Annotated in this window: 11 protein-coding genes; 9 read left to right on the forward strand and 2 right to left on the reverse strand. The window is 62.3% G+C overall.

Annotation, left to right across the window (positions count from 1 at the left end; genetic code table 11):
* The first annotated feature begins 44 nt into the window (after nt 1–44).
* The 8 genes from lptM to QW845_RS33055 all read left to right on the forward strand — a co-directional run bounded on the left by lptM (nt 45) and on the right by QW845_RS33055 (nt 6,852).
* Nucleotides 45–338 (forward strand): LPS translocon maturation chaperone LptM, encoded by a 294-nt coding sequence (lptM, locus tag QW845_RS33020; RefSeq protein WP_315805685.1) that lies wholly within the window; start codon nt 45–47, stop codon nt 336–338.
* Between the two features lie 302 nt (nt 339–640).
* Nucleotides 641–1,906, forward strand: coding sequence for a diaminopimelate decarboxylase (gene lysA / locus QW845_RS33025; protein ID WP_315805686.1), 1,266 nt, complete (start codon nt 641–643; stop codon nt 1,904–1,906).
* A gap of 176 nt (nt 1,907–2,082) precedes the next feature.
* On the forward strand, nt 2,083–3,237 hold the full coding sequence (locus QW845_RS33030; RefSeq protein WP_315800429.1) for an IS4 family transposase: 1,155 nt from the start codon (nt 2,083–2,085) through the stop codon (nt 3,235–3,237).
* Between the two features lie 224 nt (nt 3,238–3,461).
* Nucleotides 3,462–3,758 (forward strand): type II toxin-antitoxin system RelE/ParE family toxin, encoded by a 297-nt coding sequence (locus QW845_RS33035; RefSeq protein ID WP_315805687.1) that lies wholly within the window; start codon nt 3,462–3,464, stop codon nt 3,756–3,758.
* A gap of 2 nt (nt 3,759–3,760) precedes the next feature.
* Complete coding sequence (locus QW845_RS33040) at nt 3,761–4,084, forward strand: addiction module antidote protein (protein WP_315805688.1); 324 nt, start codon at nt 3,761–3,763, stop codon at nt 4,082–4,084.
* A 135-nt stretch (nt 4,085–4,219) separates the two neighbouring features.
* Complete coding sequence (locus QW845_RS33045) at nt 4,220–4,513, forward strand: hypothetical protein (RefSeq protein WP_315805689.1); 294 nt, start codon at nt 4,220–4,222, stop codon at nt 4,511–4,513.
* A 49-nt stretch (nt 4,514–4,562) separates the two neighbouring features.
* The gene (gene argC / locus QW845_RS33050; RefSeq protein WP_315805690.1) at nt 4,563–5,537 is read left to right on the forward strand and encodes an N-acetyl-gamma-glutamyl-phosphate reductase; all 975 of its coding nucleotides are present in this window, start codon (nt 4,563–4,565) and stop codon (nt 5,535–5,537) included.
* 337 nt (nt 5,538–5,874) lie between these two features.
* A complete protein-coding gene (locus QW845_RS33055) occupies nt 5,875–6,852 on the forward strand; it encodes an ATP-binding protein (RefSeq protein WP_315805691.1) in 978 nt (325 codons plus the stop codon).
* A gap of 203 nt (nt 6,853–7,055) precedes the next feature.
* Here QW845_RS33055 and QW845_RS33060 read toward each other — a convergent pair whose 3' ends face one another.
* On the reverse strand, nt 7,056–9,701 hold the full coding sequence (locus QW845_RS33060; RefSeq protein WP_315805692.1) for a hypothetical protein: 2,646 nt from the start codon (nt 9,699–9,701) through the stop codon (nt 7,056–7,058).
* A gap of 1,079 nt (nt 9,702–10,780) precedes the next feature.
* On the opposite strand from QW845_RS33060, the gene QW845_RS33065 reads away from it, so the two are divergent.
* Nucleotides 10,781–13,423, forward strand: coding sequence for a TIGR02302 family protein (locus QW845_RS33065; protein WP_315805693.1), 2,643 nt, complete (start codon nt 10,781–10,783; stop codon nt 13,421–13,423).
* Nucleotides 13,424–13,442: 19 nt separating this feature from the next.
* On the opposite strand, the gene QW845_RS33070 is transcribed toward QW845_RS33065, so the two are convergent.
* The gene (locus tag QW845_RS33070) at nt 13,443–14,285 is read right to left on the reverse strand and encodes a MurR/RpiR family transcriptional regulator (RefSeq protein WP_315805694.1); all 843 of its coding nucleotides are present in this window, start codon (nt 14,283–14,285) and stop codon (nt 13,443–13,445) included.
* Between the last annotated feature and the right edge of the window lie 45 nt (nt 14,286–14,330).

Consider the following 14,330-nt stretch of genomic DNA (forward strand, 5'->3'; position numbering starts at 1 on the left):
CCGCACTCGTCAGGCCGGTCCAATCTCTGTATGGTGCCGCCCGCATGGGGATCTCACACGTGATTAGCGCTCGCCGTCCAACCTCCGCCGCCCGGGTCGTCCTCGTCCTGGGCGCCACAGCCCTGCTGCTGGCCGCCTGCGGCCGCAAGGGCCCGTTGGACCTGCCGGCCAACTCCCCGCCAGCGCCGCAGCTTTCGGCCGCCCCCGCCGACACCGCGACGGAAAACGCCAACAAGCCCGGCCTGTTCAACTCCGGCTATGGCGCCGACGCCGCCCCCGCCGCCACCCGCGGCCAGAAGAAACCCTTCATTCTCGACCCGCTGCTCGACAGCAAATAGCGGCTGCGGCCTTCCTCAACTGACCAGCTGGGCATCCGAGATCGAGCCCGCCTAATTCCACCGTCATGGCCGGGCTTGACCCGGCCATCCACGTGGTGTGGCATCCTGGGACGGACGTGGATGCCCGGGTCAAGCCCGGGCATGACGCCGGAGAGATAGCCGGCCACAAGCGAACTCCGCGGGCGATCGCCCCTCCCCCTCCTCGAGGGGAGGGTGGCACCTCAATTGACAATCCCACCCATTTCCCGGCAATTCGCCGCCACAATCACTCAATCTCGCAGCCCCGCGCGCGGACCCGACCCATGAACCATTTCGACTACCGCGACGGCGTGCTGCACGCCGAGGACGTCAACCTCTCTGACCTCGCCGACCGCGTCGGCACCCCGTTCTACTGCTACTCCACCGCCACCCTGGAGCGGCACTACCGCGTGTTTGCCGACGCCTTCGCCGGCCAGGACGTGCTGATCTGCTACGCGATGAAAGCCAACTCCAACCAGTCGGTGCTGCGCACCTTGGCGAAGTGTGGCGCCGGCGCCGACGTCGTCTCCGGCGGCGAATTGAAGCGCGCGCTGGCGGCCGGCATTCCCTCGCGCAAGATCGTGTTCTCCGGCGTCGGCAAGACCGAGGCCGAGCTGCGCGCCGCGCTCGCGGCCGACATCCACTGCCTCAACATCGAGTCCGAGCCCGAGCTCGACCTGCTGGCGCGCCTCGCCGTGGAGACCGGCCACACCGCCCGCATCTCCATCCGCGTCAATCCGGACGTCGATGCCGGCACGCACGCCAAGATCTCGACCGGCAAGTCGGAGAACAAGTTCGGCATTCCCTTGGACCACGCCCGCCGCGTCTACGCCCGCGCGGCCAAGATGCCGGGCATCAAGGTCACCGGCGTCGACGTCCATATCGGCAGCCAGATCACCGATCTCGGTCCCATGGAGACCGCGTTCCGCATCCTCACCGAGTTCGTGCAGACCCTGCGCGCCGACGGCCACGACATCTCCCATGTCGATTTCGGCGGCGGCCTCGGCATCCCCTATCACATGGACCGCGCCGTGCCGCCGGAGCCCGCCGCCTATGCCGCGATGGTCAAGCGCGTCAGCCACAATCTCGGCTGCACGCTGATGTTCGAGCCCGGCCGCATGATCGTCGGCAATGCCGGCATCCTTGTCGCCAAGGTGATCTATGTGAAGCATGGCGAGGCCAAGAACTTCGTCATCATCGACGCCGCGATGAACGACCTGATCCGCCCGACGCTCTACGAGGCGCACCACGACATCCTGCCCGTGAAGCAGCCCGCGCCGAACGCGCCCGCCTTCGTGGCCGACGTCGTCGGCCCGGTCTGCGAAAGCGGCGACTACCTCGCGCTGGACCGCGCGCTGCCCGAGCCCCAGCCCGGCGACCTCCTCGCCATCATGACCGCAGGCGCCTACGGCGCCGTCCAGGCCTGCACCTACAACACCCGCGCTCTCGTCCCCGAGGTGCTGGTCAAGGGCGACCAGTCGGCCGTGATCCGCCCGCGCATCGAGGTCGAGCAGCTGATCGCGATGGACACGCCGGCGCCGTGGCTGTGAGGGGGGCCTGACGCGCACGCAGCTCGCGCGTCCACGCTCATCCGTTTCCACATCGTCATGGCCGGGCCTGTCCCACGGCTGTCCGGTTCAGACAGACTGGACATGGTGCATGGCGTGGATTCTTCTGCGGTCTTGAGCATCGCCAAATGTTCGAGACACACCAGGAAGGTCCCGCCATGCCGCATCAGAATACAGTATTCCGAGACATTCTGAAGTTGGTCCCCTGGCATCGCTTCGAGGCGCTTGTGGACGAGCATGGCACGGACGCGCGGATTCGACGGCTTTCCACCAAAGACCAATTTGTGGCGCTGCTGTACGGCCAGCTTTCGGGGGCTTCCAGTCTGCGTGAGATTGTCACCGGGCTGTCGAGCCACACCGCGCGGCTTTATCACCTGGGTGGGGGCCCTGTCCGCCGCTCGACTTTCGCGGACGCCAATATGAATCGGCCTGCGGAGATGTTTGCCGCCCTGTTGGCCATCATGATGAAGCAGGCCCATCGCCGGTTACGCCGCAAGCTTGCCGAGACGACGTATTTGATTGATTCGACCAGCGTACGGCTGACAGAAGCCAGCGCTGGCTGGGCACGGTTCTCTACCGGTGTCTGCGGTGCCAAGGTGCATGTGATCTATGATGCCGACGCCGACCGGCCGATTTATGCGGCAATCAGCGGAGCCAACGTCAACGACAATACTGCAGCGCATCAGATGCCCATCGAGCCGGGAGCAACCTACGTCTTCGATCTCGGCTATTATGAATATGCTTGGTGGGCTCAACTGGACGCCGCCGGTTGTCGAATCGTGACCCGGTTCAAATCCAATACGCCGCTGCGGGTCGTGGAGGAGTTGCCTGTCATCGCGGATGGCAACATCCTCTCCGACCGCATCGGCTTCCTTCCACAACGCCAAGCCTACAGCCGCCGCAATCCAATGCAGACTGCGGTGCGCGAAGTGCGCGTCACCTTGGAAACGGGAAAGATCCTGCGCATCCTGTCGAACGACCTCGATGCCAGCGCTCAAGAGATCGCCGACCTCTATCGTCGCCGCTGGGCCATCGAGTTGTTCTTTCGTTGGGTCAAGCAGACCCTCAAGATCACCAGGTTCCTCGGGACTTCTGAGAACGCCGTTCGTATCCAGATCGCCGTTGCCCTGATCGCCTTCCTCTTGCTTCGCCTCGCGCAAGACCTTCAGAAGGCAATCCAAAGCCCCTTGGTCTTTGCCAGATTGGTCCGCACCAACCTCATGCATCGCCGCCCCATCGATCAATTGCTCACGGGGCCACCCCAACTTGCCAAAAACCCACAACAGTTGAGCCTCGCAATATGCGGAAGCTGAACCGGACAGCCGTGGGCCTGTCCCGGCCATCCACGTCGTCCGGCATCCTGGGAACGACGTGGATGCCCGGGCCTTCGCCGCGCCGAAGCGGCTATGGCCGCGCAGGCGGGACAAGCCCGGGCATGACGGAGTAACTCATTGGCAGCCGTTCTACCGCGATTGCCTAGTCCAGCCTCGCACATCGTGTACTTGCGTCTTTGTAATCCATAGATTACACTCCCCGCATGGTCGACGTTCGCGAAACGCCCGGCTTCTCGCGTTGGCTGGCTGCGTTGAGCGATCAGCGCGCCCGTTTGCACATCGTCCGGCGGATCAGCCGGGTGGCCGCGGGAAACTTCGGCGACGCCAAGTCGGTCGGTGGTGCGGTCAGCGAGCTACGCGTCGACTACGGCCCCGGCTATCGCGTCTATTTCACGAGGCGCGGCAAGACCGTCGTGATCCTGCTCTGCGGCGGCGACAAGCGGACCCAGGACAAGGACATCAAGAAGGCCCAGGACCTCGCGGCGACATTGGAGGATTGAGGATGAAAATCAGCAAGCTCAAGACATTCGACGCCGCTGAGCACCTCCGCACCCCCGCCGCCCGCGCCGAGTATCTCAACCTCGTGCTCGCCGACGGCGATCCCGCCGAGGTCCGCGACGCGCTCAATCTCGTCGCCCGCGCGCAGGGCATGAGCCAGGTCGCCAAGGCCGCCGGCGTGACGCGGGAGGGTCTCTACAAGACCCTCGGCGAGAACGGCAACCCGGAGTTCGCGACCGTCCTGCGGATCATCAATGCGATGGGAATCCGGTTGACGGCCGAGCCGGCCCGCGCCAAGCCGAAGACGAAAGCCGCGGCGTTGCGGTGACCCCAGTGACTGCAAGAAATTTTCGCTGCCGCTCGGACTGATGGAGACGAACGGCAGCAGGCAGTCGTGAGTTTCACACAGGGGCCCAGCAACTCCCTTAGGTTTCGTGCGCGTCCAAAAACCGGAAACAACAGGATGAACCTCGATCCGACCCTGGTTCGAGCGCTGCGCAACGCAGCCGAGGTCGGCGCTCCCGCATCGCAGCTCGTGATGATGATCGGTCGCCACCTGGATGCCCTCGATACCAACTTTCGCCTCTACGCGATTGCCTATATGCGTGAGGCGTTCTTCTTGCCGCTGCCCGAGGCCAGCACCGTCGGCGCGCTTGAAGTCTTCCCGGACGGACATTCATCTGCGGCTGATATCAATGATGAAATGAGGCCCATTCTCAATTCAACACGATCGAAATGGGCGTCGCATTCAGAGTAAGCGTCGCGCTCCCGAAATTCTCCCTTGAGCAAGCATCAGGACCCCACCCATGAGCATTCGCATCGGCATCGTCGGGATCAGCGGTTTTGGCGGCGGCGAGGCGATGCGCCTGGTCGCGGGGCATCCCGCGTTCGAGCTGGTCTACGCCGCGGGCGAGGGCAGCGCCGGCCAGCGGCTGGCGGAGCGCTTCCCCGGCGTGCCGGCAAAACTCGCCGATCTCGTGATCGAGAAGTGGGACCCCGCGCGCCTGCCGCCGCTTGATGTGCTGTTCGCCTCGCTCCCCACCGGCGCCTCGCGGGAGGCGCTGGCGCGCGTGCCCGGCCACGTGAAGATCGTCGACATCGGCGGCGACCACCGCTACGCCGACGGCTGGACCTACGGCCTCGCCGACGTCTGGCCACGGGAGATCGCGGGCAAGACCCGCATCGCCAATCCCGGCTGCTTCCCCGCGGCGGCGCTGACCCCGCTGGCGCCGCTGCTCGCCGCGCAGCTGATCTCGCCCGAGAACATCGTGATCGACGCCAAGACCGGCATCTCCGGCGCCGGCCGCGGCGGCGAAGCCAAGTTCGGCTACGCCGAGAGCAACGAGAACCTGATCCCCTACGGCCTGCTCAGGCACGTCCACATGCCCGAGATCGAAAGCACCATCGCGCGGATCAGCGGCGGCAGCGCCACAGGCCTCGTGTTCACGCCGCATCTGGTGCCGATGACCCGCGGCATCCTCGCCACCATCTACGCCCGCGGCCGCGCCACGACGGCGCAATGCCTCGACGCCGCCCGCCGCTTCTACGCCGACAGCGCCTTCGTCCGCGTCACCGACACGCCGCCGCAGACCAAATGGGCCACCGGCTCCAACCTCGCCTTCGTCAGCTACGCCGCCGACCCCGACCGCAACCTGGTGATGGCGCTCGGCGTCGTCGACAATCTCGGCAAGGGGGCGGCGGGGCAGGCGGTGCAGAACGCGAATTTGATGTGCGGGCTGGAGGAGACGGCAGGGCTGGAGGGGGCGCCGGTTTGGCCGTGAGGTCTTTGCTAGCGTTACGGTGAGGGTGCTCGAGTCGATCGCCTACCGAATGGCCCGTCTTCCTATTTCTGCCTGTTCCCGCAATTCTTTGGTTTCGCAGCAAACCGTAGGCCGCATAAAGGTCCATCACTTCCATAGCGCCGAACCCGACGTGGATTTCGCAACCAATTACCGACGGAGCCGTTGAAGTTGCGCTTTAACCTGTACCGACTTGACCCAATACTATCCCGACGCACATCGAGGCCTCGCCTTAACTTCTCGAATCGATCTACGCTAAATGCATTTCTGTCTACAGGGCAAAGCTGACCTCGGTAAGAGGCTCAATCTGGATTCGCTGATGGTCAATCAGTTTCGAACCTTTAAAGCACGCGCCGACTTGGAGCGGTTGCTGACTGACGGTGCTGTCGAAGGCACAACGTTGGAGTTCAAGGACTCTCGGTCTCTTCGCCGCGACGAGGAGAAGATTACGGAACTCTGTATCAATGTTTCAGCTCTGGCCAACTCAGCAGGTGGTCAGATCATTTACGGAATTAACGAGAACAAAAAGACAAATGGGCCGATCGAGGTCGACAATGGAGTTGCGGACCCGTCGATTACCCGGGACTGGATAAGTCAGATATTGAACGCCCGCATAAAACCTAGGCTCCCCGAGTATTCTATTGACCCTGTGCCGCTGAGTGAAGCGCAATTCGGCTTCGTGATCTCGGTTCCTCAGTCATTGATCGGGCCGCATCAGGCGCCGGATCACCGGTACTATCAGAGGTTCGGACTCGAAGTCCGGGCGATGGAAGATTATCAGATCAAGGACGTCATGCGGCGGACCGCAACGCCTGATCTCTTTGTGAATCTATCATTCTTAGAAGGAAATAGAGAGACCCTCCGATTTTTAGAAGAAGAGTCGAGGCCTTTTAATCTAATCGCTCGTATCGAGAATAGGTCTCCACAACCTGCATTTCATGTTGTGGTGGAGATAGGGATCGATACTGATTTCAATATCGTCGGGTTGGGAGGCTTCACTCGATTTGACTCCAAAGAGCAGGTCGACAAAACGCCTCTCAATTGGCTCAGGTGGGAACTGGCCGCCCCACCCGGTCAACCCGTCTTCAAAGAACATCCGCGATCTCTCAACAATCAAGCTATTATGCTGACAATGAACGCGGATCACATTTCTAATCAAGAAATACACGATTTGACCGTGCGGGTATTGGCTCCCGGATGCTCTCGGCAAGAGAATTGGTCAATCGTTGCCAACGGTCCGATTTTGGTCCTACATCGTCCTAACAGTCCTCATACCTTTAAACGCAGGCCTAGCTGAATACTCAACGTTTCACCCGAGGGCTCAGTGAGGCCTCGTAACAGCATGGCCTTTGGGCCCCGCCCCTTGATCCAGTCGTGCAAAAGCTTGGGCGTTATGCCGAGGTCACGAGCGACGTGCAGAGCGCCTTCGCCTTGCTCGACTTGCCTGATCGCCTTCAGTCTGTAGACGATCGGAAGCTGACGGGTCATTCCTCGTGCCGGTTATCCAAACTCGACTTCGTGGACCTGCTGTCTGATCCGATTCAGTGACTCCCGGGTGTCACCAAGCAGTTTGAAGGATGGTTCGATCGCTTGCGCTTTAATCTTGTCCGCGACCGAATTGAGGAGTTGCACGTTTTTAGTCGCATCACTGAAATACGAAGAGATCTTGTCTGTTACCGACTCTACCAGCTCAGCATATTCTCTTCGAATTTCGATGAACTCAGAATGCAAATCACATAACGCGCTCAGTCGTTCAGTCGCGGCCGTACTCCAACTATCAGGATCGTAGTCGATGACAGTCTGATATACTCCTTCTAGTCGCTTTATGAGGACGGGTATGCTAATCGCGACGAACTCGTGGGTGCTTGTTTCTCTTTGAGCGGCGCTTTCAAGCTCACTCCGAAGCAGTGCTTGGTGCTCGCTCCTTATTGTCGCTGATCGCTTGGGGAATTTGTCAATCGCTTTTGCCGTCAAAAACGCAATTGGCGCCCAAATCAACTGAGCAACAATGTTCCAAACAACGGCGTGGAAGTCATTTTGCGGTATGTCGACAGAGTGAGTATATCCAAAATACGTGCATACACCCAACAGAACGCCAGCCAACAATGTGCCGCCGTATAGGAGGCGACGACGGCGTCGCGCATCGGCAATCTCTAGTTTATAAGCGCGCCTCCTATCTACGGCGATACTCGACAGCTTCGTTTCTAGCGTTCCAAGGAATAAGCCGACGTCGTCGCGTAGTTCTCGAAATAGATCTTGGACGAGCAGATGACTTTCTGTCGCGACTAGGCTGTCAAGGAGTGTATAGTTGTTGTTCGGAGATGGAACTTTGAGCTCATTTATTTTGACGACGAGAGGTCGTAGCTTCTTTTCCATTGCCAACATATGTGTGCGAGCACTGCTCGTTGTTTCGGAAAATCCGGGAAAAAGGCTATTCGTTGCGTCTGAGGTGAATTTTGCTCTATCCGTTTCGTCGAGTTCGACTTCGAGTGCATCAAGTTCTTTCCCGAGCCCGAGCGCGCCGATTGATTCTTTTGTTGTGTGAGTAAAGACTCCCGCGCGGTATAATTCGGCACTCCCAAAAAAACGCGTCAGATCTCCAGCGAGCGAATTTTGCGCGGCCAGAACAATCTTTTCACATTCAACAAAAGGCGAGCCAGCCTGTATAAGCGCGCTTGCATCTTCCATAATCTTCCGGAGTTTGGCCGCCGCATCGCGCAGAGTGCTCGCCTTTGTCTCTCTAAAATTGGCCCACCGCGTCAGCATCCTTGACGATATCAAAGGCATTGTCGCGCTTATATCCATCTGAGGAAGCTTCAGTGAGATTGGAGCCGCAGCGTTTTCCGCGCTCGCCACCAAGTCTTCGAGGCTGGCCATCTCATATTCGTGTATCTGTTCGGAGATGCTGCCAGATATTCTGAGCTTCAACGTCTCGCTGATGTGTCGAGCCGTGAGCCGTGCATCGTCTAAATTGTCGGCAGCGATCTCCTGCCGTCTCTTCTTGATTGGTTCAAACCACTCGAGAGCAGTCGGTAGCGACTCGGGATCGGTCAGGCCGTTCGAAACGCGCTCGCCCTCTAAGTTGACAGTGCTTAACTGGTCTATCCACGTCTTCGTTAGATTGTTGTTTGATATCCGCACGTTTTCATTGTAGCGGACACGATTTTGTTCGGCGGTATGGACGATCCTATTAAGTTCAACGAGCTTGTGATCCAAAAATGTCTCGAAAAATCCCCTGAGGTCTTTTGCAATTCTTGCGAAGTAACCGAGCTTGTGGCTATGCATCGCAAGCTTGGCTCTGGTGTTCGTCGGATCGCAACGGGATCGCATAAACTCTCTAATTTCATCGATGTTATATCGGTACCGATTATCGATAAGGATAAACTGCTCCTCCGTATAAAGCTTGGGCTTTAGTAGTTTGTTCAGTCGCCCTAGGACATCATCGAAAAATCTGGTGCGTTTGTTTGTATCTATGTTGTCATCGGACGCTGGGGCCAGCATGTTGCGTCGCAATTCATCTGCTCGCGAAACAACAAAATAGATCGGCACAAACGGTAGGCGCTTGTGAAGTTCCTCAAGCAGGGGCATGTCGTCCTTATCGAGCGGGCTAGCCGCTGAGAAGAAGAACAATATTACGTCGCATATGGGTAGGAAATCTCTTGCAATCTCCTCGACTAACGCCGGATCGCCCGTGCCCGGAGTGTCAACAAGCACAATGTTGTCAAGAAGTTGGTTGTCGATTGGCTTGGATCGTATAGGGACGGTCCCCTCACGTATGACTCCAAGTAAATACTGCTCATTCGCCGGGCGCGTTATCAGGCTAATTGTGTCGTCGGTGGGATTCAGGTCAGTCGGGCGTTCGAACTCAGAGCCCCACGTCTCAAGAACCGAATTTATTGTGCTTGATTTTCCTGTCGAGAAATGGCCCAGCAGGCCGATGTAGAAGAGGTCGCCCTCCAACTTCAAATATTGCGTTAGGCTTCGATGCGTTCGATTTAGTATGTTGTGCTGATGGGCGGTTTTAGCGTTGTTATCTAAGTCCAACGCATTCTGAGTTATGGGCTCCTGTAATAGCGCTTGTAGTTCGCTAAGTCCCTTCAGGATCGCCTCGGCCCGGATGTCAATTGCGTGTTCTACTGCTGCCATGAATCCCCCACTGTGGCGTTTAGGTATTGTTATCACAACCGGGGGGTGAATTGAAGAGCAAGCCGTTAGTCGGCGTTTCAACCTTGTCGCAGCGGCAGAGTTGTAATTCGAGATTTTCGGGGGGGGACGCGCTTGGGTCGTATGGCGGCGGCTGGAAAGGCCCCGTGCAAAATTCATGGCCATTGCGATTGCAAGACTGTGGCGACGCTGCACTTAGCTACCGCCGGATCGAGCGCGGCGTGAGCCAGTTCTCGCGGCGAACAGCAAAATTCACGAACAACTTCAGGACGCTTGCGCTCGTTCGGGTGTTCTCCAAGAAAAACGCTATTGCGCATTATCCGAAATCATGCTCTACTCCGCACATCCCGTCCCGTTGAGGGGGCGCTTCGCGATCGTCACGGACGTCGGGTGCGGGATGCGGTGGGCGCATAGGGACGCAGCGCGGGCTTGCTCGCGCGGACGAACGATCCCGGTGCGACGAGGAAGTCGCGTGGTTCTGGCATCCCGGTGCTGATGCCAAGTGGGCGATGACGTGTCGTCCGCGACGGGGCCAACAAGCCGGTCCCCGGGAAGAGCGCGTATAAGTCGTAACACCATCGCGCAGGGAAGGCCGGGTGATCTCGGCTGAGCCTGTGGTTCTGCCGCGTGCTTTTTGTTGCACGCGGACCATGGGCGCCGGCCGGCGCCCGGTCTTCCCTGCGCCCTCTGTTCGAGGAGGGTGAGATGTCGGGCATCACTCGGGCGCGGATGGCGTCGCGGGAGCGATAGGGCTTGTCTTGCTTTTTCTGCGCGCTGCTCGGGAGTTTGGGTCGCGATCTCGCCACTCGCGTCATTGCGAGCGCAGCGACGTGTCCGCCTTCGCCCGCAATGACGGAGATTGGGGTGGCCGCCGTGGGTTGGGCCGCGCTGTCGTGGGGGAGGGCGCAGGTGTTGGCCCCGAACGCCCGTAGCTTTCCGGGAACCCGCCCCGGTCACACTCCCGTGTGAAGCGGCTGCACAGGCGGGAAAGTCTTGGCACGGTGCGTGCCTCATGGATGCCTTTGTGATAGGGTGAACATCCAGGCAACCTGGAGAGATTGTTGAGCGGCATCACGAACGAGCCGGCCGGGCCGGCAGGCAGCACGCCCGATGGCTTGACCCAAGACGGCCTTGCGCGGCTGAAGCTGGCGCAGGCGCTGAAGCGGGCGCGTCTCGCGATCGCCTGGGAGCGCGGCTGGCCGCATCTCGCGCGGCTGCTGATGGTGGTCGGCCTGTTCCTGATCGTGTCCTGGGCCGGGCTGTGGCTCGGCCTGCCGTTCGCGGCGCGCATGATCGGCGTCGCGCTGTTTCTGCTGCTGCTGCTCGGCGCCGCCGTGCCGATGCTGCGCTACCGCTGGCCGAGCCGCGAGGAGGGCCTGTCGCGGCTCGATCGCGGCTCGGGCATCGCGCATCGCCCGGCCACCGCGCTGACCGATACGCTCACCACCAAGGATCCGATCGCGCAGGCGCTGTGGCAGGCGCAGCGCGAGCGCACGCTCGCCTCGGTCAAGCGCATCCGCGCCGGCACGCCGCGGCCGCGGCTGTTGCTGCACGATCCCTGGGCGGTGCGTGCGCTGGTCGTCGTGCTGCTGGTCGCGACCTGGTTTGCGGCCGGCGACGAGCGGCCGATGCGCATCGCCTCCGCGTTCGACTGGAACGGCGTGCTGACGCCGGTCACGGTCCGCGTCGATGCCTGGATCAAGCCGCCGCTCTACACCGCGAAGCCGCCGATCATCCTCTCCGCCGCCAACAAGGAAGGCGCGGTGCCGGCGAACGGCCCGATCGTGGTGCCCGCGGGCTCGACCCTGATCATCCGCTCCAGCGGCGGCAATCTCGACGTCATCACCGGTGGCGGCGTCGCCGAGGCCGCGGCGAACGAGGTCGCGGCCGGCGACGCCGCGCCGAAGGGCACCACCGAGAAGCACTACACGATCAAGGCCGACGGCACCGTGCATGTGCGCGCGCCGTCGGGCCAGCCGCAATGGGTGTTTTCGGCGACGCCGGACAAGCCGCCGGTCATCAGCATGGCCAAGGACCCCGAGCGCCAGGCGCGCGGCTCGCTGAAACTGTCCTACAAGATCGAGGATGATTACGGCGTCACCGAAGCCCGCGCCAAGGTCGCCGCGCGTGCGCCCGAGGCCAAGGCAGACTCCAAGCCGGATGCCAAGACGGCGGATGCGCCCGCCGCGCGGCCGCTGTTCCAGCCGCCGGAGTTTCCGCTGGTGCTGCCGAACGCGCGCACCCGCAACGGCGTCGGCCAGACCGTCAAGGACCTCAGCGAGGACCCCTATGCCGGCGCCGACGTCACGCTGACCCTGACCGCCAAGGACGAGGCCGGCAACGAGGGCACCAGCGAGCCGTTCGAGACCAGGCTGCCGGAGCGGCTGTTCACCAAGCCCTTGGCGCGGGCGCTGATCGAGCAGCGGCGCCTGCTGGCGCTCGACGGCAACCGCAATGGCGACGTCTTCACCGCGCTCGACGCGCTGGCGATCGCGCCGGAGCTGTTCTCTCCGGAGCTCGGCCAGTATCTCGGCCTGCGCGCGGTGACGCGGCAGCTCGAGGCCGCGCGCACCGACGACGCGCTGCGCGAGGTCGTCGCCAGCCTGTGGGCGCTCGCGGTCACGATCGAGGATGGCAATATCAGCGACGTCGACAAGGCGCTGCGCGCGGCGCAGGACGCGCTGAAGCAGGCGCTGGAGCGTGGCGCCAGCGACGAGGAGATCAAGAAGCTCGCCGAGGACCTGCGCCGGGCGATGGACAACTACATGCGCCAGCTCGCCGAGCAGCTGCGCAACAACCCGCAGATGGCGCAGCGGCCGCTCGACCAGAACACCAAGGTGCTGCGCCAGCAGGACCTGCAGAACATGATCGACCGCATGGAGCGGCTGTCGCGCCAGGGCGACAAGGAGGGCGCGCGCGAGCTGCTCGAGCAGCTTCAGCAGATGCTGGAGAATTTGCAGATGGCGCAGCCCAACCAGGGCGGCGACAACGACATGGAGCAGGCGCTCAACGAGCTCGGCGACATGATCCGCAAGCAGCAGCAGCTCCGCGACAAGACCTTCAAACAGGGCCAGGACTCCCGGCGCAACCGCAACAAGCAGCAGGGCGACCAGGACCAGAGCATGGGCGACCTGCAGCAGGACCAGCAGGCGCTGCGCGACCGGCTGAAGCAGTTGCAGGAGCAGCTCGCCAAGCGCGGCATGGGCCAGCAGGGCGAAAAGGGACAGAAGGGTCAGAAAGGCCAGAAGGGGCAGCCGGGCCAGCAAGGCGAGCCCGGTGATCAAGGCGACCAGGGCGATTCCGGCGACGGGCTCGACGATGCCGACAGCGCGATGGGCGATGCCGGCAGCCAGCTCGGCGACAACAATGCCGACGGCGCGGTGGAGTCGCAGGGCAAGGCGCTCGATGCGCTGAAGAAGGGCGCGCAGAGCCTCGCCGAGGCGATGCAGCAGGGCGATGGCGACCAGCAGGGCGACGGCCCGGGCCAGCGCGCCGGCCGCCAGCAGGGCGCGCAGCAGACCGATCCGCTCGGCCGTCCGATGCATCCCGGCCGCGACATCGACGATTTCTCGCCGAAGATCCCGGGCGAGATCGACGTCCAGCGCGTCCGCCGCATCCTGGAAGAATTGCGCCGCCGGCTCGGCGATCAGTCGCGGCCGCAGCTCGAGCTCGACTACATCGAGCGGCTGCTGAAGGATTATTAGTTCGCGCGCGGCGCGGATGTCAGTAGCGCTTCTCGGACAGGATGCGCGCCGCGTGCTGCAGCTTCTCGACCGAGCGCTCGGTGTCGGTCAGCGCGCAGCAGCTGACCAGCGTGTCGATGATCGCAAGCTGCGCGACGCGGCTGCTCATCGCCTCCGGGCGATAGCGCGTCTCGTTGGCGACGGTGTAGAGCAGCACCTCGCAATGCGCCGCCAGCGGCGACTTGCCGAGCCGGGTGATGCCGATGGTGCGCGCGCCCGCCGCCTGCGCCAGCCGGGTCGCCAGCACCGTCTCGACCGTGCTGCCGGAATGCGACACGGTGACGGTCGCGACCTCGGGCCCGGTCATCCCGGCGCTGACCGCCTGGACATGGGAGTCGACGATGGCATTGGCCGCCAGCCCGAGCTGCAGCAGCCGATACGACAGGTCCTGCGCGATCGGCGCCGAGCTGCCGATGCCGTAGATCTCGACCCGCCGCGCCTGCCGCAGCAGCGTCGCCGCCTGCGCCAGCGCGTCCATCGACAACAGCCGCCGCGTCTCCTGCAGCGAGGCGGCATGCGCGGCGAAGATGTGGTCCGTGACCGTCGCCGGATCGTCGCCGCGATGCAGGTCCTCCTGGATCAGCCTGACCGGCTCGATCAGGTCGCGCGCCAGCATGATCTTGAGCTCCTGGAAGCCCCGCACCCCGACCCGCCGGCAGAACGACACGATCGTCCCCTCGCTGACGCCGCAGGCCTCCGCGACCTCGGTGATCGACATGTGGATGAACGGCTCCGGCCGGGCGATGACCAGCTCCGCGATCTGCCTGGCCTTGGGCGGCAGCTCGTTCTGCAGCTCGCGCACGCGGGCCAGGATGCCGTTCACGCCCGGTCCAGAACGAAAGGTCGATTCCGTCACGCTGCGCCCCGA

Origin of the sequence: Bradyrhizobium sp. SZCCHNS3002, assembly GCF_032377435.1 — a bacterium.
GTDB lineage: Bacteria > Pseudomonadota > Alphaproteobacteria > Rhizobiales > Xanthobacteraceae > Bradyrhizobium.